An 18,548-nucleotide genomic window follows, 5' to 3' on the forward strand; every position below is an offset into this window, starting at 1 on the left:
CTGAGGCAGCAGGTCGCAGCAAGCCGCCGACGGGTGCTCAGACCAGGCGCGACAGAAACGCGGTCAGGTCGTCGGTGTGATGGTGGATGTGGTCCGCCGGATGGTGCTCGGGCGCCACATGAACGGTGCGCATCCCCATCTCGTGCGGCGCGGCCAGGTTGCGCGGATCGTCCTCGAACATGGCGGCCTGCGCGGCCGCGATCCCGTCGCGGGCAAAGATCGCCTCAAAGGCCACCCTTTCGGGCTTGGGCCGGTAGCCGGCATGTTCGACGCCATAAACCGCATCGAACAGCCCGCTCAGCCCGCGCGCCGCCAGCACCCGTTCGGCATAGGGCGCGCTGCCATTGGTATAGACGATCCGCCGGCCCGGCAGCGACCGGATATGGGCGGCCAGTTCGGTATCCGCCTCCATATGGCTCATGTCGACCTGATGCACCGCCTGCAGATAGGGCTCGGGGTCCAGGTCGTGCTCGGCCATCAGCCCCGCCAGCGTAGTGCCGTAGCGCCGCCAGTAGTCCGAGCGCAGCCGGTCCGCCTCGGCGCGTTCGACCCCCAGCGCTCCCATGACATATTGCGTCATCAGCACCTCGATCTGGTCGAACAGGCGCATGTGCGGCGGATAGAGGGTGTTGTCCAGATCGAACACCCATTGCGTGACATGAGAGAATGCGGGCTTCACCATGCGTGCCGGTTTAGGCCGGACATGGTCGGATTTCAATCTTGATCGCAGGCACACCCGGCGGATAGACAGGTCCGAACAGGGAGCCAGATGACAACATGAGCCAGAGCCGCCAGTCCAACACCGACGCCTACAGCCTGATCCTCGAAGCGATCGACGTAGGCATCTACAAACCCGGTGACCGTCTGGTCGAAAGCGAACTGGCCGATCGGTTCGGCGTGTCGCGCACGCCCATTCGCGAAGCCCTGCAACGGCTGGAAACCCAATCGCTGCTGGAACGCGACGGGCGCTCGCTGATCGTCGCCTCGCTGAATCACAACCAGATGGCCGAGCTTTACGTGGTGCGCCGCGAGCTCGAAGGTCTGGCCGCGCGCCTCGCCGCCAAGCATGCCACCGACGAGGAGATCCGGGTGTTGCGCGACATGGTTCAGGAGGATGACGCGCTGGTCAACGACCCGTCGGCCCTGTCTCGGGCGAACCGGCGGTTTCACGAACAGATTCACCTGGCATCGCACAACCGCTATCTGGTGCAGCAGTTGGACCTCGTGCATCGCACCATGGCGCTGATGGCCACCACGTCGCTGGCCGCGCAGGGGCGCGGCGAGGTGGCGCAAAGCGAACACAAGGGCATTGTCGAGGCAATCGCCGCACGCGACGAGGATGCGGCACAGCAGGCGCTCAAGGAGCATATCTCCATCGCCTTCATGACCCGGCTCAAGCAGGACGCCGACAAGCGCGAGCGCCAATAGGCCTCAACCGGGCGCGCATTCTTCACCGGCCTGCCCGTGCTGGGTCTTGTCCCAGAAATAGGGCTTGATCGCCAATTCCCACAGCGCCTTGTAGGCCGCGATGACGCCGAACGGAAAATATAGAACCATCGTTGGCACCCAGGGCATCAGAAACCGGCGGCGCTCGGATGAAACCGCCGCCAGACCGACAATCATGTTCAGGGTCTCGGCGATAATGAAAAACCCGATCAGGGCCGCCATGGCGTAGGCCGGGAAAACCCCGGACAGAGGGTGCGGCAGCCCGAACAGCATCAGCCAGAATGACCACAGAACCGGCGCCAGCAGGAACTGCCCCACGGTGCCCAGAAAAAACGCCTGAACCCCCAGAAACCGTTTCAGCCCCAGTTCACCCAACAGTTTGCGGGGCGAGCGCATGTGCACAAGATATGTCACCATGAACCCTTTCAGCCAGCGCGAGCGCTGGCGAATCCACGGCCAGGGACGGAAATTGGCCTCTTCATAGGTGACCGTGTCGATCACTTCGGTCCGGTAACCGGCCCGGCACAGCCGGACGCCAAGATCGGCATCCTCGGTGACGTTATGCGCGTCCCAACCGCCCAGCGCCTCCAGCGCCTTGCGGCGAAAAAACAGCGTGGTGCCGCCCAGAGGAATGACCAGACCCAGCCGCGCCATGCCGGGCAGAACGACGCGGAACCAGCTGCAGTACTCGATGGTGAAGCAGCGCGAGCGCCAATTCGTGCGCGGGTTGTAGTAATCCAGAATCCCCTGCAAACACACGACATCTTCGGGAACCTGCGCGAACCGGGCCACCACGTGTTCGATCTGATCGGCGACCGGCGCGTCCTCGGCATCCCAGACCCCCACGATATCGCCCCGGCAGAAATCCAGCGCATAGTTCATGGCGCGGGGCTTGGTGGTCAGCCCTTTGCTGTCGGGCACCTCGATCACCCGCATCCAGGCAGGCAACTGCGACTGTTTCAGCGTGTCGTGGGTGATCTGGTCCTTTTCCTCGAGAACCAGAATGATGTCGAGCAGCGCCCTTGGATAGGTCAGCCGGTTCAGGCGCGGGATCAGGTCGCCGACGATCTCGCGCTCCTTGTAGAGCGGGACCAGAACCGACACCCGTGGCAACCGGGCGTCGGCGGCGGGCCTTTCGGTGCCGGGGCGGGGGGCGTTGACCAGCGCGTGCCCCGCCATCTGCCCCAGAATTCCTACCACGCGGAGCGTGGTGAAAAGGCCCAGGGTCAGAACCGCCGCCATGGTCAGGACCGCAAATACCGGTAGCGGCGACACCACCATGGCGGCGACAAGCAGCAGCGCGATCAAAATGAATGGCAATCGCGAGGCCGCATTCCAGTTTCTGCAGCTTTGCTCGGCCATGACGCGGGTTTCCGCCGCCGTGGCCAGAATGCCGGAAAACAGGCGGGCGATGGCGCGGTCGATATCGTCGGTCCAGGCAAGAACCGGGATCGCCGTCACGCCCGCCTCGGCCAACAGCGCACGCGGAATGTCAAAACGATCCGGCCGCGCCGTCGCCACCAGAACCAGCGGGCCCAGCCGCATCCATGGAACCAGACGATGCTCCAGCCAGAATGGCGCGGGCATCAAGGTGCAAAGCTCAGACGTGGGCGCGGGCGCGTCCAACGCCGCGACTTCAAGACCGTATTGCGCCGCCAGCACCGACAGAATGTCATTTGCATCGGCCAGACCTTCGGCGATCAGGATTTCCCCGATGGGTGCGTTCACACGCTCCTGAAGCCTCAGGGCCTGAACAAGCTGGCTTTCGGTGATGACGCCATTTTCGACCAGATACCGGCCCAGTGGCTGCCTGACCCGCGTCTCAGCGACGGGATACGTCGGGGATAGGTTTTTCAGGCTCTGCTCAATCATACCACAACCCTGATGCAGGCGTTCTGCATCAGGAGTGACCGAACAAGGTTAACGGGTCGTTAAGCGTGATGTCGTGCGTGCTATGCCACGGTTTTCCGTGCCGCCATTGCCGCTGCGAAGCGTTCAAACAGATAGAAGCTGTCCTGCGGGCCGGGCGAGGCCTCGGGGTGGTACTGCACCGAATAGACGGGCCGGTCAGCCATGCGAATGCCGCAGTTCGAGCCGTCGAACAGCGACCGGTGGGTTTCGACCACACCTTCGGGCAGGGTCTGTGCGTCCACCGCGAAACCGTGGTTCATCGAGGTGATTTCGACCTTGCCGGTTTCCAGATCCTTGACCGGGTGGTTGGCGCCGTGATGGCCGTGGTTCATCTTGACGGTCTGACCGCCAAGGGCCAGCGCCAGCATCTGGTGGCCCAGGCAGATGCCGAAGACGGGCAGGTCGGTGCCGTCGAGGATCTTCTTGATCATCGGCACCGCATATTCGCCGGTCGCCGCCGGGTCGCCTGGGCCGTTCGACAGAAACACGCCATCGGGATCATGCGCCAGCACTTCCTCGGAAGTGGCGGTGGCGGGCAGCACCGTGACATCGCACCCGGCCGAGGCCAGGCAGCGCAGGATATTGCGCTTTGCGCCATAGTCGACGGCGACCACCTTGTGCTGCGGGGCCTCCTGACGGGCATAGCCGTCGGGCCAGGCCCAGCGCATCTCGTCCCAGCGGTAGCTCTGGGCGCAGGTAACCTTCCGGGCCAGATCCATGCCTTCCAGCCCGGCAAAGCCACGGGCGGCGGCGATCAGCGCTTCAATGTCGAAATTGCCGTCCGGGTCATGGACCAGTGCCACGTGCGGCGCGCCCTGTTGGCGGATGGCGCGGGTCAGGCGGCGGGTATCAACACCGCCGATGGCGATGCGGCCCCGGTTGGCCAGCCACGCTTTCAACTCCTCCGCTGCGCGCCAGTTCGACGGCTCGGTCGGGTCCCATTTCACCACCATCCCTTCGGCCACCGGATCGCCGGTCTCGTCATCCTCGGGGTTGACCCCGACATTGCCGATATGGGGAAAGGTGAAGGTCACGATCTGCCCGGCATAGGACGGGTCGGTCATGATCTCCTGATAGCCGGTCATCGCGGTGTTGAAACACAGTTCGGCCACGGTCTGGCCAGTGGCGCCGAAACCGTGCCCGTAAAACAGCGTCCCGTCGGCCAGTGCCAGACATGCGGTGGGCTTGGACGTGGCGTTCTGGGCCATGGCACGACTCTCCTGCTGGGTAAATCGGCGCATACCTAAGGGGGTTGCGCCGCCGGGTCAAGTCCGTTCGTTTTTTGCGCTCTCCATAGATTTCAATGGGTTAACCATACCGGCCGCCTGTTGTCTCATTCATTTTGTTTCTATATGGTCGGGGTTCCGGATCCATGGGGATGGGCAGAACATATGGATATGCGATCAAGGGTGAATGCCGCCCTGAAGCAGGCAATGAAGGATAAGGCGACGGCGCGGTTGTCGACGTTGCGCCTGATCAATGCCGCGATCAAGGACAGGGATATCGCCACGCGCGGCTCGGACAATGACGAGGCGCAGGGTTGCGGCGATGCGGACATTCTTGAAATCCTTGGAAAAATGACCAAGCAGCGCAATGAAAGCGCGCGCGCCTATGAAGAGGGCGGGCGGCTGGATCTGGCCGAACGCGAACGTCAGGAAATCGCGGTGATCGAGGAATTTCTGCCCAAGCAGCTGGACGATGACGAGGTGACTCGGGCCATCAATGCCGCGATCACCGCCACCGGGGCGGGGTCGATCCGGGACATGGGCAAGGTCATGGGCGAACTCAAGGCGCGCCATACCGGCCAGATGGATTTCGGCAAGGTCGGCCCGATGGTCAAGGATCAGCTCTGCGCCTCGAAGGGCGGCTAGGCACCTACGCGCGGGTTCAGTTGCCGGAGCGGTTCAGCCTCACGAGCAGATCGTCATAAAGCGCGATACGCTCGTCCTCGGACAGAAACGCGCCGATCTCCACTTCGCGCCCGCCCCCTTTGAGGGTGACGTAATGCGGCACCGGGCCGCCATGCCGGTGCATCTCCGGTCGTGCCCAATACCGGTTGCAGTTCCATTCCCGCGCGCGCCCGCGCGGATCGTGCCGCACCAGCCGCGCCTTGCTTTGCGTAAGCGTCAGCACCTCCAGCGTGCGCCGCTGCCGATAATTCATTTCCAGCGCCAGCCAAAGCCCCAGCACCGCCAGCAGCGTAAACGGCAGCAACCCCCACAGCAGAACCGATCCCAACACCGCCATCAGCGGTAACAGCCCCATCACAAAGATGCTCAGAATGATCGCCATCGCGCCGCGCGGCGGCAGCGAATTATGCGGCCACAGATGCAGTTCCTGCACCGAATCCGAATTCTGTTTCCACCGATAGGGCATAACTGAGATCTAGCATTTCCGCCCTACGGGTCGAGCGCAATCTTGCCCGGCCCGCTCAAACCACGTGGCCGACGCGCGCCCAGGAAAACGCGTCGTCCAGCCGGTCGTCGCCCCAGAACAGCTCGCCCCGCACGACAAAGCTTGGCGCGCCGAAAACACCTTGCGAGACCGCCGTCTCGGTTTCCCGTTCCAGCGCGCGGGCGGCGTCCGGTTCCCGCGCGCGGGCCAGCACCGGCATCGGGTCCTGTTCACAGCGGTACAGCGCCTCGGACAGCGCGGTTTCGCTTCCCGCCTCCACGCTATCCTCGAACCAGATGCGATAGAGGTTTTCGGTGAACCGCTGACCCCAGCCCTCGGACATGCCCAAAAGAGCGACCTGGTTGGCCAGCGCCAGATCCGAGATGGGGTAGGGGGCGGGCAAATGAGCATGCAGGCCGTATTTGGCCGTCCTGCGCTCGATATCGCGCCACATATATGACGACTTGGCCGGTTTGCCGGCAAAAGGCACGTTCTTCTGATCGGTCATGACCGTGCGCACGTTGAACGGGCGCCATCGCACCGTGACGTCGTGCTCGTTGCACCACTCCGGCAGGCGCATGACGGTCAGGAATGTGTATGTGCTTCCGATGGAATACCAAAAATCAATCTCAGGCATGAGCGAAACTCCTGAAAGAAGTAAGCGGCCCTTGAAAGAATACCCGATTTTCGCCTGTCTGGCTATTTCAAGCCGCCCTGGTGATGGAGGTCTTGGACAAGAAAGCCGTCCGGGAAGGCGTTGCGGTTTACTGCTGTTGTGGCGGCCTGTACCGGGCCGGGGCGCGCCGGCGCCGTCCTGGCGGGCCACGCGAATGCCGCCACGGCCGGGGATCGGCCGTCATTGGTACCGGGCGGTTTTTGGCGAACGCAATGTGCGACCGCGATTGTGCATGCTAAGGTTTGAGTGAAAGTTCCGTCAGGATATTCCGATGAGCGATATTGGTATCTACGAAAAGCAGCAAATGGGCGGGACCCTGAAAAAGGGAAAACGCACGGCGCTATTGGTGGTCGATTTCGTGAACGGATTTATCGATCCCGAGATATTCGGCGGCGGCAATTGTCTGGAGGCGGCGAAGACAAGTGTCGGTGTCCTGTCCGCGTTCAGAGAGTTGGGCCTGCCAATTGTCTTCACCCGCATCGTATATTCCGAGGACGGGTCCGATACGGGGGTCTGGTGCGAAAAGGCTCCGCGGTTGCGCGATCTGAAAGACAGCGACCCCGCAAGTCATGTCATTGACATTCTGCGCCCTGAAAAGGGCGAGTTTGTAGTTTGCAAAACCCAGCCCTCGGCATTCTTCGACACCAATCTCGGATCGGTGCTGCGCAGCAAGAATGTCGATGCGTTGGCTGTCGTCGGAGCAACGACAAGCGGCTGTGTCAGGGCCACAGTGGTGGATGCTGTCAGCGGTAATTTCCGGCCCACGGTCATCTCGGACTGCGTCGGAGACCGGGCGCAAGGCCCCCACGAAGCGAGCCTGTTCGACATGGAACAGAAATATGCCAATCTGATCCGGTCGGAGGATGTCCATCAATTGTTCTGAACACAGGCAATTTTCCGGCGCATCCCGGTCATAAAAAAACCCCGCCGGGAAGGCGGGGTTTCAAAGCTGTCTCAGGGACAGGGATCAGTGCGCGTGGCCCTTGTCCCAGTCTTCCTGCTTGGGCAGGATCTCGAACGTGTGTTCGGGCGGCGGCGACGGCAGGGTCCATTCCAGCGTATCCGCGTATTCGTTCCAGTAGTTGTTCTGGGTCACCCGCGCGCCGCGGAACAGCGCATAGAACACGATGCCGAAGAACAGCAGGAACGAGGCGAACGAGATGAATGCGCCGATCGACGAGACAAAGTTCCACTGCGCGAAGGCTTCCGGATAGTCGATATAGCGGCGCGGCATGCCCTGACGGCCCAGGAAGTGCTGCGGGAAGAAGGTCAGGTTGGCGCCGATGAAGAACATCCAGAAATGAACCTTGGCCCAGAACTCTGAATATTGCCGCCCGGTCATCTTGCCGAAATAGAAGTAGATCCCGGCAAAGATCGCAAACACCGCACCCAGGGACATCACATAGTGGAAATGCGCCACCACGTAATAGGTGTCATGATAGGCCCGGTCGACGCCCGCCTGAGACAGAACCACGCCGGTGACGCCGCCGACGGTGAACAGAAACAGAAAGCCCATCGCGAAAATCATCGGGGCCTTGAACTCGATCGAGCCACCCCACATGGTCGCGATCCAGCTGAACACCTTGACGCCCGTGGGCACCGCGATGACCATTGTGGCCAGCATGAAATAGGCCTGCTGGCGCAGCGACATGCCGACGGTGTACATGTGGTGCGCCCAAACGACAAAGCCCAGCACGCCGATCGCGATGATCGCCCAAACCATCGGCAGGTAGCCGAAGACCGGCTTGCGCGAGAAAGTCGCGATCACGTGGCTGATAAGGCCGAAACCGGGCAGGATCACGATATACACTTCCGGGTGGCCGAAGAACCACAGGATGTGCTGATACAGGATCGGGTCACCGCCACCGGCCGGGTCAAAGAAGGTAAAGCCAAAATTGCGGTCCATCAGCAACATGGTGATTGCGCCTGCCAGAACCGGCAGGGACAGCAAGATCAGCCAGGCGGTGACGAAGATCGACCAGGAAAACAGCGGCACCTTGAACAGGGTCATGCCCGGGGCACGCATGTTCAGGAAGGTGGTGATCATGTTGATCGCGCCGAGGATCGAGGAGGCGCCCGATACGTGCACGGCAAAAATCGCCAGATCCATCGACATCCCGCCTTCGGTCGTCGATAGCGGCGGGTACAGAACCCAGCCCACGCCCGATCCAAGCTGGTCATTGCCACCGGGGCTCAGCAACGAGGCGACGCCCAGCGAGGTGCCGGCGACATACAGCCAGAAGGACAGGTTGTTCATCCGCGGGAACGCCATGTCCGGCGCGCCGATCTGCAACGGCATGAAATAGTTGCCGAAACCGCCGAACAGGGCCGGGATGACCACAAAGAACATCATCAGAACGCCGTGATAGGTGATCATCACGTTCCAGACATGCCCGTTGGGGGTACAGGGATCGGCCATGAAGCCTTCCATGCACATGTACTGAACGCCCGGATGCATCAGTTCAAGCCGCATGTAAACGGTCATCAGTACCGAGATCAGACCGGCGATGGCCGAGAATACCAGATAGAGAATCCCGATATCCTTGTGGTTGGTCGACATGAACCACCGGGTAAAGAACCCGCGCTGGTCTTCATGATCATGACCGTGAATGGCTGCGTCTGCCATTTAGGTGCCTCCTGTTGCAACTAACCCGCGCAGCCGAAACGCTCCGGCGCGCGGGGATTCCTGCTGGTTTTAGAGGGCGAAGGGCCTGCCTTCAATGCCCGAGTTTGATCTGGATCAAGATAAATGGCCGCACCCCCTTGAAGCGGGGGTGAACGGAGCACGAGAATTCGGCTTTGGGGCAGCGGGACGAACCGTCTCCAGCCACGTGCCGAAACAACAAAGACCATTTGCTGATCGGGCCGGGGCCGGTAGCGGAGTGTCTGACCGCCCCGGAACACATTCTGAACAACGCTGTCACAAATCTCGCGACTGCAGGACCTCAGGTGCGATCAAAATCGAATGCCATCGCCTCCACAGTATTCGAGTTATGCGGCATCGCGAGAACTGGCGGGCTGACCTCTCCTGACGGTCAGCACATATTCCTTCTCCTGCTCAGGACGGCCGCGCAGTTCTCTGAGCGGAACCGGCTGCCGCAACAGACGGTCGCGCAGCAGGAAATCGACAATCTCGTCCAGCCAAACCAAACCTGAGCGCCAGAAACACCATCGCAGCGCCCTTCGGATGGAAGGGTCCCGGTGAAATAGAACCCGCACCAGTGCGCGGGGCCTCAAGGAAACCAGTATTTCCGTTAGTTTCACCCAAAGAAATACGCGCCATGCGGGAATGTGCGGGGTGGCCAGCACCTGGTGCCGATAGTCCCATTTGGAAAGCTCGGGTTGAATAACCCCTCTTTCCTGTATCTCTGCATAAAAAGGTGTCCATCTGTGGGGCGTGACGTACATGGCGTTGATCAGATCAGGGTCATAGAAAAGAACCTGCTTCAACGCGTTCCAATAGTCGCGGTCGGTCTCTTCCTCAAACCCGACCACATGCCCCATCATGGAAATGATCCCGTGATTCCTCAACAGACGGATCGCTTCCCGGTCTTTTGCCACGGTCGATCCCTTTCGAATGGCAAGCTGGGTTTCGGCATCCGTTGTCTCCATACCCATCAAAAAGCACTCAAACCCGGCTTTCTTGTACAGATGAAGAATATCAGCGTCACGCACGATATCGTCAGCCCGCAAAGTCGCGAAAAGGCGAACATCCACGTCTTCCGCTATCAGGGCTTCAAGGAATCTGCGAAATTTCTTTTTCGAAGTGGTCGGGTTTTCATCCGCAAGATCCACAAACCGCACATCATGGGTTCGGTGCAGCCAAGCAATTTCGGCGGCCAGCTTTTCCGGTGTTCGATATCTTTGGCGGGTCCAGAAGCCACGCTGGCCGCAATAGGAGCATAGGTGCGGGCATCCGCGTGAGAGTTGAACCAGCGCGGACCGGCCCAGCCCCCAACATTGGTAGAGGTCCCAATCTTCCACCAGTTCCCATCCGACACGCAATGCGTCCAGATCGGAAATCGGCGCGGGGGTCCGGGTGGAATGGACATCACTTTTCGAGCGGAAAGCGATGCCGTTGACGCAAGACAAGTCGGCATCGGCTGAGATCGCCGCAAGAACGCTTATGACAGTTTCCTCGCCCTCGCCGCGAACAATGATATCAACTTGCGGTTCATCGCGAAGTATTTCTTCAGCGTGATATGTCGGGTGCACGCCACCATAGACGATTGTTGTTTGCGGGAACCGTCGTTTCAGGGCTCGGGTCATCGTCATTGATGTTGAATGCGCAGGTGTTGATCCCGAGTGGCCAACAAGGATCACATCAGGGTTCCACTCTGCGGCCTCGGAAACGATGGCATTGATTGTCAGATGCCGTGCCTCCGCATCGATTAGTTTTGCAGCATATCCTGCATCGACTATTGGCCCACCAATAGACAACAGGCCCAGAGGAACTTGCTCACCCACGCCCAGTTTGCTGGTCACCGCGCGGTATGGGGGATTGATCAATAGAACTCTCAATTCACTTAATCCTAACATATCCGTTCTGCAAAACACGCAAAGATTGAAATCCCAAAGTGAGCTGGTCAAGGGAAACTTGAGGGATCACCAAAGAGCGGCACACCTGAGGCAGACGCGTTGCCAGCCGACAGACCTGATCTTGCCGCCATCAGCATCAAGTGTCATCGACATGAAACCCGGCCAAAACCACCTGTACAATCCGCACACCCACCCCGAAATCTCCGGTACAATTCGTCCAGTTCGCTGTACAAACCTGCGGCTTGACCCGGCGGGGTGGGTGGCCCACAAATCTTGCAACAACCCCAACAGAACGGATGGCCCCTCATGGACTATGACCCCGACAACATCTTCGCCAAGATCCTGCGCGGTGAAATTCCCTGCTCGAAGGTTTACGAAGACGACGACACGCTGGCCTTCATGGACATCATGCCGCGCGCCGACGGGCATCTGCTGGTGATCCCGAAAACTTCGTGCCGAAATGTTCTGGACGCCTCGCCCGAGCAATTGGCCGCGGTCATGCGCACGGTGCAAATCATGGGCCGCGCCGTCATGAAAGCCTTTGATGCTCAAGGGGTTACGGTGCAGCAATTCAACGAGGCGGCCGGCGGGCAAGAGGTGTTTCACCTGCATTTCCACGTGCTGCCGCGCCGCGAGGGCGATCGTCTGCGACCTCCGGGAAACATGGGCGACATGGAGGTGATCGGTGGCCACGCCGAGAAAATCAGGGCGGCGTTGGGTTAATTTTGACTGCCCCCCTTGAAGCTCCAGTTGCTGGATCAATTAATCAAGGTTGCGAAACAGCCAAAAAGGGCACCGCCACATGCCGCATGATCATTCGCACAAACATCAGCATATAGATCCCCAAACCGGCGATGCCCGCGTGGCCTGGGCCATCGCTGTCAACATGTTCCTGACACTTGCCCAGGTGATCGGCGGCATTCTGTCGGGCTCGCTGGCGCTGATCGCCGACGCGCTGCACAATTTCTCGGACGCGATTGCCCTGATCATTGCGTTCGTCGCCCGCAAGATCGCGCGTCGCCCCGCGGACGCCCGGATGAGCTTTGGCTATGGCCGCGCCGAGGTCATCGCAGCACTCGTCAACTACACGACCCTGATCGTTCTGGCGGTGTATCTGATCTATGAAGGTGTGATGCGCTTTTTCGACCCCGAACCGATCAACGGCTGGATAGTCGTCTGGATCGCGGCCCTTGCGTTGCTGGTCGATCTGGTCACCGCAGCGTTGACCTACACCATGGCCAAGCAGAGCATGAATATCCGCGCCGCGTTCATCCACAATGTGGCCGACGCGCTGGGTTCGGTGGCGGTCATCGTGGCGGGCACTGCGGTCATTCTGTTCGGCTGGACCTGGGTCGATCCGCTGGTGACGATCCTGATCGCCATCTATATCCTGTGGCACGTCAAGGCCGAAATCGGAGACACCGTTCGGGTCTTAATGCTGGGCACGCCCCCCGGATTGAACCCGGAACACGTGGCCGAAGCCATTGAGGCGATCGAGGGCGTGCAGGGCGTGCACCATATACATCTGTGGAGCATGCAGGAAAGACAGACGGCTCTGACCGCCCATGTGGTCGTCGATCAGGGTGCCTGGGGCCGCGCCGATGAAATCAAGGGTCGGGTCAAGGCAACGCTGCAGGATCGTTTTGGCGTTGAACATGTCACACTTGAAACAGAGTGTGTCAGCCATGCCTGCATTGAGCCCAATCGCTTTGGGCACGGCTAAGATTGTGAGCGGCACAAATGAATTGCCGCTCCGATTTGGGTCGGAGCGGCAGACTCGTACCAATCACACTGAACGGTCAACTCGGACGGTCATCCAGGTATCCCGGTTTAACATCCCACTCACTCTTCGAATGGTGAACTCAGTTTAAGATATTTTGCCGGGAACTGCACTGGGATTCTGAAAAAGTGGTTTAAAACTTAAGGAAATCACTCACGGAACCGTAGAATTGGCCCGGTCTGTGAAACATAGCCTTCGAAACCGATCGATTGTTTTCCTGACGCGGGGTTTGGCTATGCACGGAGCAGCGTGCCCGACATGACCCGAGTCGTAATCAGAGAGAATCGTCCGCCGTTTTTTCGCAAGGCGGCAAACTCAGAAAATCGTACTTCGATGGCCGAAACAGACCTGTCCAATGCAATCGAAACCCATGCGCCGCGCGCATGTGCTGACCACTTCGCGCTGGGTCGCGGTCAGGCCGGTATCGCCCCCCCCGCTCGGATTCTGAGTTGGTGCGATGGGAGCAACGCTAACGCGTGTTTTCGAGCGTGCGGTCGGGGCGGGATTCGAAAATGTCGTCGAACGTGCGTTGTAGCGCGTTGTCGACATCGGCCATCGTGACCGGCAAACCCAGATCGACCAGCGACGTCACACCGTGGTCGGTGATGCCACAGGGAACAATGCCAGAAAAATGATCCAGATCTGGTTCGACATTGATCGAGATCCCGTGAAAGCTGATCCATTTGCGCAAGCGGATGCCAATAGCTGCAATTTTGTCTTCGACCGTCATACCCGAAGCGGTCAGTGGCTTGTCGTTTCGCCGGACCCAGACGCCGACCCGACCGTCGCGGATTTCGCCGCGGACATTGAACTCGGCCAGCGCCGCAATCACCCAGTTTTCCAGCTGTTGCACAAAGCGGCGCACGTCGTGACCGCGCTTGCCGACATCGAGCATGACATAGACGACCCTCTGACCCGGCCCGTGATAGGTGTATTGCCCGCCTCGTTTGCTTTCATAAACCGGAAAGCGGTTCGGGTCGGTCAGGTCCTCGCCTCGGGCCGACGTGCCGGCCGAATAAAGAGGCGGATGTTCCAAAAGCCAGATGCACTCCTCTGCCTCGCCCGACGCGATGGCCGAGGCGCGGTGCTCCATGAACGCGACCGCCTCATGATAGTCGGTCAAACCATCCGTGATTTTCCATTCCATGGCCGTCAATACCCCGATCCGGTCGCGGGCGAAAGGGGAGGATGTTAGGCTGCTTCGGTCAGGCAGCGTTGTATGATCTGGTCATAGTTTTCGACACCTTGCGCGCCGGTCATCAGGTATTTTCCTCCGAAAACCATTGCGGGAACCCCCGATATTCCCCGGCTGGTCCAGAAACGCTGTTTTTCGCGGACCTGGGCCATGTGTGCGCCGCTTTCCAGTGCGTTTCGGGCCGCATCCCCGTTCAGACCGGCGGCCTTGGCCACTTCGATCAGGATGTTGGGATCAGATATGTCCTTCTGGTCCGAGAAGTATGCCGTGAACAATGCCAGTTTCAAAGGGTGCTGCCGCCCCTGGTTTTCCGCCCAATCCAGCAGCTGATGCGCCTGAAAAGTATTCACGATCCGGCTGTTGTCCTGGAAATTGAAGGTGAAGCCAAGTTCGGAGCCAAGTGCCGCAAGTTGCCCGCGCGCCTGCTGGCTTTGTTCGGCCGTCGAGCCGTATTTCTCCATGATATGCTCCCTCAGGTTTTGGCCTTCCGGACCCATATCGGGATTGAGTTCAAACGGGTGCCAGCGCAGACGGGCAAGAACATCCGCCTGGGAAAGCGCTCGCTCAAGCTGCTTGAAGCCGACAATGCACCATGGGCAGACGACATCGGAAACAATGTCGATATGCAGGATAGGGCGGCCATCTGCGGCATTCATTCGAAGCTCCTTTCGCGGCGATGCGGACGTGCGTTCCTTAGCAGATATGTGGCGGTGTCAGAAAATCAAACAGAAGTGTTTTTGCCTCTTCACATCGCTGGCCGGACCGTCTATACGCCCCTCACCAAGTCACAGGCGTGCGGTCGTGGCGGAATTGGTAGACGCGCAGCGTTGAGGTCGCTGTGGGGTAACACCCGTGGAAGTTCGAGTCTTCTCGACCGCACCAATATCCAACTTTGGGCCTTCTTGGCTCACCCTAACAGTACTAGTTGTCCAATACCCGCCATTGCGATGGAAATTCCCATTGGGAAATGACCTTTTTGGGCGACACTCAACAGGCTTGTGTCCTGAAGAGCCGGGATTCTTTGCATCGCGATGGTCAGCAAACTGCCGAAAAGCATTGCCGCGGAGAAGATGTAGGAAAAGGATATCAGCCCCGCGGTCGGAACGAACAGGATCAGGGCCGGAAGCATCTTTGTGTCCCCGCCGCCGATGAGCCGCAGGGAGAAAAGAACAAATGTCAAAACGAATACAATACCGGCTGCCGCCAGTCTCCAAACCACTTCGTCATAGGGGAGGGTGAAGCAGGTGAATCCGAACAGGGCCATGGCGGCCAGGGGCAGGGCATTCGGGATTTTCATGTATCTGACATCGCAATAGGCGACCAGAACCATCAGGGTAACAAACAGGACGTCAAGTAACAGTGTCATTGCCGGAAACCTCAGGCAAGTTGCGCGCTGATGCCGTCGTCGGATGCGAAGGGTTCCACGGACATCAGTTGATAAATCAGTTCCGCCTGGTTCTGTACGCCGGTCTTGGCATAAATGTTCCTGAGATGTGTCCGGAGCGTCGACGTGGATATTGCCAGAGCCTTGATGATGCCTTCGTTCGTTTTTCCACGATTCAAGAGGACGCAAACACGATATTCGGCGCGGCTCAGGCGGGCGGGGTTTTCGACGCTCAGGATCGGTTTGCCATCCAGTGGCGCTGCGTCATTGGGCGTGGACCGAAGCAAAGCATCCATGAATAGGCCTTTGGCGCGGTTGCCCCAGGTTTGTGCAAGCGTTTCGGCCAGAATATTCAGAACCGCCAGAATGTGCGGTGGTACGATCTCGGGGAAATGAAACTCCAGCAAATCCGAAGTCATATCGCTGCGGCAAAGCGGTATCACGATCAGTTCCCGCAACCGGCGGTTCAGATGAAACTCCTGTAGCGACGGGTCGAACTCGTCGTATAAGGTTGACTTTGCCCAGGTGGAACCGGGTTTGGCCTGATCGAGGTAGGGACCAAGCAGGGTTCGGGAAAACGACCTGCAAGATCCCTGTTCGTTTGCCGGCTTTGCATCGTAGGATATGGTTTTGGGAAGCGCGCGTGTCGATTTGGGCACGCGCGCAAGCACCACGATTTCGGCACCGACGCTGTCCGCGATGCTGCGGAGCGCATCCAGCAGCAAAGCTTTGGAATGAAGACATTCGCACCATTTCGCAACCGCCCCGATCAATCGGGCTTCGGAAGCGAGGTGGTTTTGATGACCTTCTGCATGGCCGCGGTGTGAAAACATGCCTAACCCCCCAGGTCAGGTTACTCGTAAACAATGACCTCAACCCGCAAACAAAAAAGGGCCAAGGGAACAACTTCCAAGCCGTGGCAAGCCTGGTAAATCTAGATTGGCAAATAGTTGGAAAAGTTACTACAAAATGAAGAATTTTCAGCGAAATACCCCGTAATTACGGTCCCGGGCGAATACAGTCCGGTTTGTTGCCGGGTATTATTCACGAAATGTAAGTTACCTGCATGGAGAATCCGATTGGTGCCGATTCACCGGTTGGTTCGGACGGGTTTGCGGTCAACTTCGGGGACACGCCCCGATCGCAGTACAAAAAAGCCGCCATACAACAGTGTATGGCGGCTTCTTGAAGGAACGCGGCTCCACTCACGTGCGTCGTTCAAGCCGCAGACAAGGATCAGCCGGAAAAATACCGGATGTAGCGAATGACGTTCGGCCCGATGGTCAACATGATCAGCGCCGGCAGCATAAATGCGGCCAATACGGCGGACATCTTGACCGGCAACTTGTTCGCCATCTCCTGGGCTTTCATTTCGCGATAGTTTCTCAATTCGTCCGAATAGGTAGACAGCGCCTGAGACATGCTGGTGCCAAATTGCATCGACTGTTGCGTCACTTTCGCAAATGAACGCACGGTTTCCACGCCGGTGCGGTCGGCCATGTCCATTAGGGCTGCATCCCGCGGACGACCTGCCTGGACCTGCCGCTGCGCCGAAAGGAATTCCTCGGATATCTCGGGCGAGATCTCGGCGAGCTCGTTGCCGACGCGTGCCATCGCAGCATCAAAACCAAGACCCGCTTCTACCGAGATGCGCATCAAATCCAGAGCGTTCGGAAAACCTTCCTCGATTTTGGCCGTGCGGCTTTTGACTTTGCCGTTGAGCCAGTAGTTCGGTCCGAAATATCCCGCCCCGACAAGGAAGCACAAAAACAGTTTGATCTGGAAGTTAGTCAAGCCGGAAACAACGGCTGCCACGCCGCTTGGAAGCGATGCGCCCGGCATTTTGCTGATCACGACCAGGGACAAAAGCAGGCCGGGGAGGATCAGGCCAAGAACGGCACGGGTGATGACAAAATTCCGCAATGCCGCTGGCGAGGTAAAGCCCGCACGCAGCAAGCGCTGTTTGAGGTCCGAGCGCTCTTTTTCGTTCCCGGGCGCAAACGCTTTGGTAATTCCTTCAAATTCGGCAGTTGGAGTTTTCAGGATCGCCTTGTCCAGCCGTGTTGTATTGGGCGCCCCTTTCAGGGCGGCGATGCGGCTTGCGGGGACGCTTTTTTGCCCCATGTTCGCAGCCAGGCTCCAAAAAACCAGGACTATTCCAACTCCCAATCCTGAAAGGATCAGGATTTCGGGAGAAATTTCCAGTGAACTCGCAAAGTTTTCAATGCTGTTGAACATGGTATTCGTCCTCTCAAATTCTGAAATTGACGAGTTTTTTCAGGACCAGCAGATTGGCAAATGTCAGGACCACAACCGCAATCGCCATTGGCACGAACAGTGGATCTTCCATGACGCCTCTGTAGTAATTCGGTGCGGTGATGGAGGTGAAGATGCCGATGATCACGGGTAGTGCTGACAGGAACCATGCGGTCAACCGGCCTTCGGAGGAGATCGCCCGGATTTTTCGGCGCATCGCTATACGGTCCCGGATCACCCGGGAAAGAATCTCGATGACATTGACGAGATCGCCGCCGGTGCCGTGCTGGATGCCGATGCTTGCCGCCAGATAATAGACGTCTTCGATATCTACGCGCTGTGCAAATTCCTGAAAGGCGTCCGGCAGGTCGTCGCCATAACTAATCTGATCAAAGACTATGCCGAACTCGGTCCCGATCGGATCTGGCATTTCGCGCGCAATCGCACCGATCGAGTTGCTGAGCGGGTGGCCGACCTTGAGACCCCGCGCCAGCATATCCAAAGCGTCGGGAAGTTGCTTGGTCAATTCGTCGGTCCGCTGCTTGTACTTGATTTTGACAAAACCGACCGGGCCGATAAAGCCAACCAGGATGGACAGGACAAAGGCAAGGACGGGGCCGAGCGGATACAGTGCGAATGCAAACACACCGAACCCCAGCAACAGGCACAGCGCAGTAAACTTGTCTGTTCCGATGGTCAGGCCGGATTGGTGCAGTTGTCGGGGCAGATCGCCCACAAACGGCATTTTTCGCCAAAAGCCGCTGCTTTGCTTGGGTTTCAGAAGAGCCAGCACATCCGCCGTGTCATGGCCTTTGGCCAGCATCCTGAGGCGGCGTGTTTTCGCCTCGTTTGTTTTTTCGCGGCGGCTGGCCAACTGGGCCATCCCGGTAAAGGCAAGCAGCGTTCCCACCGCAATACCGCAATAGACGAGATAGGTGATGTCCTGTTTTCCGGCGAAGATATCCAT

General features: G+C 59.0%; 18 protein-coding genes and 1 tRNA gene. 6 read left to right on the forward strand and 13 right to left on the reverse strand.

Translation table 11 applies throughout. The annotated features are described in order from the left end of the window. Window positions 1–37: 37 nt before the first annotated feature. Window positions 38–682: a pyrimidine 5'-nucleotidase gene (locus ACR0AO_RS03205; RefSeq protein ID WP_480599821.1), complete on the reverse strand. Its 645-nt coding sequence runs from the start codon at window positions 680–682 to the stop codon at window positions 38–40. A 95-nt stretch (window positions 683–777) separates the two neighbouring features. Between ACR0AO_RS03205 and ACR0AO_RS03210 the strand changes: the two genes are divergently transcribed. Continuing rightward, on the forward strand, window positions 778–1,428 hold the full coding sequence (locus ACR0AO_RS03210) for a GntR family transcriptional regulator (protein WP_480599823.1): 651 nt from the start codon (window positions 778–780) through the stop codon (window positions 1,426–1,428). A gap of 3 nt (window positions 1,429–1,431) precedes the next feature. On the opposite strand, the gene ACR0AO_RS03215 is transcribed toward ACR0AO_RS03210, so the two are convergent. Both ACR0AO_RS03215 and carA read right to left on the reverse strand, forming a co-directional pair. Then, entirely contained in the window at window positions 1,432–3,318 is a 1,887-nt protein-coding gene (locus ACR0AO_RS03215; RefSeq protein WP_480599825.1) for a glycosyltransferase, read from the reverse strand. An 80-nt stretch (window positions 3,319–3,398) separates the two neighbouring features. After that, complete coding sequence (gene carA, locus ACR0AO_RS03220) at window positions 3,399–4,565, reverse strand: glutamine-hydrolyzing carbamoyl-phosphate synthase small subunit (RefSeq protein ID WP_480599827.1); 1,167 nt, start codon at window positions 4,563–4,565, stop codon at window positions 3,399–3,401. Window positions 4,566–4,748: 183 nt separating this feature from the next. Between carA and ACR0AO_RS03225 the strand changes: the two genes are divergently transcribed. Further along, window positions 4,749–5,228 (forward strand): GatB/YqeY domain-containing protein, encoded by a 480-nt coding sequence (locus ACR0AO_RS03225; RefSeq protein ID WP_480599829.1) that lies wholly within the window; start codon window positions 4,749–4,751, stop codon window positions 5,226–5,228. A 16-nt stretch (window positions 5,229–5,244) separates the two neighbouring features. Here the strand turns inward: ACR0AO_RS03225 and ACR0AO_RS03230 are convergent, their stop codons facing one another. Further along, complete coding sequence (locus ACR0AO_RS03230) at window positions 5,245–5,733, reverse strand: DUF2244 domain-containing protein (RefSeq protein ID WP_480599831.1); 489 nt, start codon at window positions 5,731–5,733, stop codon at window positions 5,245–5,247. 55 nt (window positions 5,734–5,788) lie between these two features. Next, window positions 5,789–6,388 carry a DsbA family protein gene (locus tag ACR0AO_RS03235; protein ID WP_480599833.1) on the reverse strand — a complete coding sequence of 200 codons (600 nt, stop codon included), beginning with the start codon at window positions 6,386–6,388 and terminating at the stop codon, window positions 5,789–5,791. Window positions 6,389–6,698: 310 nt separating this feature from the next. Here ACR0AO_RS03235 and ACR0AO_RS03240 point away from each other — a divergent pair, with 310 nt between their 5' ends. Then, the gene (locus tag ACR0AO_RS03240; protein ID WP_480599835.1) at window positions 6,699–7,310 is read left to right on the forward strand and encodes an isochorismatase family protein; all 612 of its coding nucleotides are present in this window, start codon (window positions 6,699–6,701) and stop codon (window positions 7,308–7,310) included. An 84-nt stretch (window positions 7,311–7,394) separates the two neighbouring features. Here ACR0AO_RS03240 and ctaD read toward each other — a convergent pair whose 3' ends face one another. Together ctaD and bchE are read right to left on the reverse strand one after the other, a co-directional pair. Next, window positions 7,395–9,053, reverse strand: a complete 1,659-nt coding sequence (gene ctaD, locus ACR0AO_RS03245; RefSeq protein ID WP_480599837.1) for a cytochrome c oxidase subunit I — start codon at window positions 9,051–9,053, stop codon at window positions 7,395–7,397. A 365-nt stretch (window positions 9,054–9,418) separates the two neighbouring features. Beyond that, window positions 9,419–10,936, reverse strand: coding sequence for a magnesium-protoporphyrin IX monomethyl ester anaerobic oxidative cyclase (gene bchE / locus ACR0AO_RS03250; RefSeq protein ID WP_480599839.1), 1,518 nt, complete (start codon window positions 10,934–10,936; stop codon window positions 9,419–9,421). Between the two features lie 336 nt (window positions 10,937–11,272). Between bchE and ACR0AO_RS03255 the strand changes: the two genes are divergently transcribed. Continuing rightward, window positions 11,273–11,689: an HIT family protein gene (locus ACR0AO_RS03255; RefSeq protein WP_480599841.1), complete on the forward strand. Its 417-nt coding sequence runs from the start codon at window positions 11,273–11,275 to the stop codon at window positions 11,687–11,689. A gap of 79 nt (window positions 11,690–11,768) precedes the next feature. After that, window positions 11,769–12,689 carry a cation diffusion facilitator family transporter gene (locus ACR0AO_RS03260; protein WP_480599843.1) on the forward strand — a complete coding sequence of 307 codons (921 nt, stop codon included), beginning with the start codon at window positions 11,769–11,771 and terminating at the stop codon, window positions 12,687–12,689. Window positions 12,690–13,215: 526 nt separating this feature from the next. Here the strand turns inward: ACR0AO_RS03260 and lipB are convergent. Next, window positions 13,216–13,893, reverse strand: coding sequence for a lipoyl(octanoyl) transferase LipB (gene lipB, locus ACR0AO_RS03265; protein ID WP_480599845.1), 678 nt, complete (start codon window positions 13,891–13,893; stop codon window positions 13,216–13,218). Between the two features lie 44 nt (window positions 13,894–13,937). Continuing rightward, a complete protein-coding gene (locus ACR0AO_RS03270; protein ID WP_480599848.1) occupies window positions 13,938–14,597 on the reverse strand; it encodes a DsbA family oxidoreductase in 660 nt (219 codons plus the stop codon). 139 nt (window positions 14,598–14,736) lie between these two features. Between ACR0AO_RS03270 and ACR0AO_RS03275 the strand changes: the two genes are divergently transcribed. Continuing rightward, window positions 14,737–14,823: transfer RNA gene (locus ACR0AO_RS03275), tRNA-Leu, on the forward strand. 25 nt (window positions 14,824–14,848) lie between these two features. On the opposite strand, the gene ACR0AO_RS03280 is transcribed toward ACR0AO_RS03275, so the two are convergent. The 4 genes from ACR0AO_RS03280 to ACR0AO_RS03295 form a co-directional block, all read right to left on the reverse strand. Then, window positions 14,849–15,307, reverse strand: a complete 459-nt coding sequence (locus tag ACR0AO_RS03280) for an A24 family peptidase (RefSeq protein WP_480599850.1) — start codon at window positions 15,305–15,307, stop codon at window positions 14,849–14,851. A gap of 11 nt (window positions 15,308–15,318) precedes the next feature. Further along, window positions 15,319–16,158, reverse strand: coding sequence for a helix-turn-helix transcriptional regulator (locus tag ACR0AO_RS03285; protein ID WP_480599852.1), 840 nt, complete (start codon window positions 16,156–16,158; stop codon window positions 15,319–15,321). 403 nt (window positions 16,159–16,561) lie between these two features. Then, window positions 16,562–17,167 carry a type II secretion system F family protein gene (locus ACR0AO_RS03290; protein WP_480599854.1) on the reverse strand — a complete coding sequence of 202 codons (606 nt, stop codon included), beginning with the start codon at window positions 17,165–17,167 and terminating at the stop codon, window positions 16,562–16,564. A gap of 409 nt (window positions 17,168–17,576) precedes the next feature. After that, a complete protein-coding gene (locus ACR0AO_RS03295; protein WP_480599856.1) occupies window positions 17,577–18,548 on the reverse strand; it encodes a type II secretion system F family protein in 972 nt (323 codons plus the stop codon).

The organism is Ruegeria sp. AF8 (assembly GCF_056541825.1).

Coding starts and splice junctions, on each gene's coding strand:
- ACR0AO_RS03225 (WP_480599829.1), top strand. CDS start 4,749: ATGGATATGCGATCAAGGGTGAATGCCGCCCTGAAGCAGGCAATGAAG.
- ACR0AO_RS03215 (WP_480599825.1), bottom strand. CDS start 3,318: ATGATTGAGCAGAGCCTGAAAAACCTATCCCCGACGTATCCCGTCGCT.
- ACR0AO_RS03295 (WP_480599856.1), bottom strand. CDS start 18,548: ATGGATATCTTCGCCGGAAAACAGGACATCACCTATCTCGTCTATTGC.
- carA (WP_480599827.1), bottom strand. CDS start 4,565: ATGGCCCAGAACGCCACGTCCAAGCCCACCGCATGTCTGGCACTGGCC.
- ACR0AO_RS03290 (WP_480599854.1), bottom strand. CDS start 17,167: ATGCCGGGCGCATCGCTTCCAAGCGGCGTGGCAGCCGTTGTTTCCGGC.
- ACR0AO_RS03235 (WP_480599833.1), bottom strand. CDS start 6,388: ATGCCTGAGATTGATTTTTGGTATTCCATCGGAAGCACATACACATTC.
- lipB (WP_480599845.1), bottom strand. CDS start 13,893: ATGGAATGGAAAATCACGGATGGTTTGACCGACTATCATGAGGCGGTC.
- ACR0AO_RS03260 (WP_480599843.1), top strand. CDS start 11,769: ATGCCGCATGATCATTCGCACAAACATCAGCATATAGATCCCCAAACC.
- ACR0AO_RS03285 (WP_480599852.1), bottom strand. CDS start 16,158: ATGTTTTCACACCGCGGCCATGCAGAAGGTCATCAAAACCACCTCGCT.
- ACR0AO_RS03210 (WP_480599823.1), top strand. CDS start 778: ATGAGCCAGAGCCGCCAGTCCAACACCGACGCCTACAGCCTGATCCTC.
- ACR0AO_RS03270 (WP_480599848.1), bottom strand. CDS start 14,597: ATGAATGCCGCAGATGGCCGCCCTATCCTGCATATCGACATTGTTTCC.
- ACR0AO_RS03205 (WP_480599821.1), bottom strand. CDS start 682: ATGGTGAAGCCCGCATTCTCTCATGTCACGCAATGGGTGTTCGATCTG.
- ACR0AO_RS03255 (WP_480599841.1), top strand. CDS start 11,273: ATGGACTATGACCCCGACAACATCTTCGCCAAGATCCTGCGCGGTGAA.
- ACR0AO_RS03280 (WP_480599850.1), bottom strand. CDS start 15,307: ATGACACTGTTACTTGACGTCCTGTTTGTTACCCTGATGGTTCTGGTC.
- ctaD (WP_480599837.1), bottom strand. CDS start 9,053: ATGGCAGACGCAGCCATTCACGGTCATGATCATGAAGACCAGCGCGGG.
- ACR0AO_RS03230 (WP_480599831.1), bottom strand. CDS start 5,733: ATGCCCTATCGGTGGAAACAGAATTCGGATTCGGTGCAGGAACTGCAT.
- ACR0AO_RS03240 (WP_480599835.1), top strand. CDS start 6,699: ATGAGCGATATTGGTATCTACGAAAAGCAGCAAATGGGCGGGACCCTG.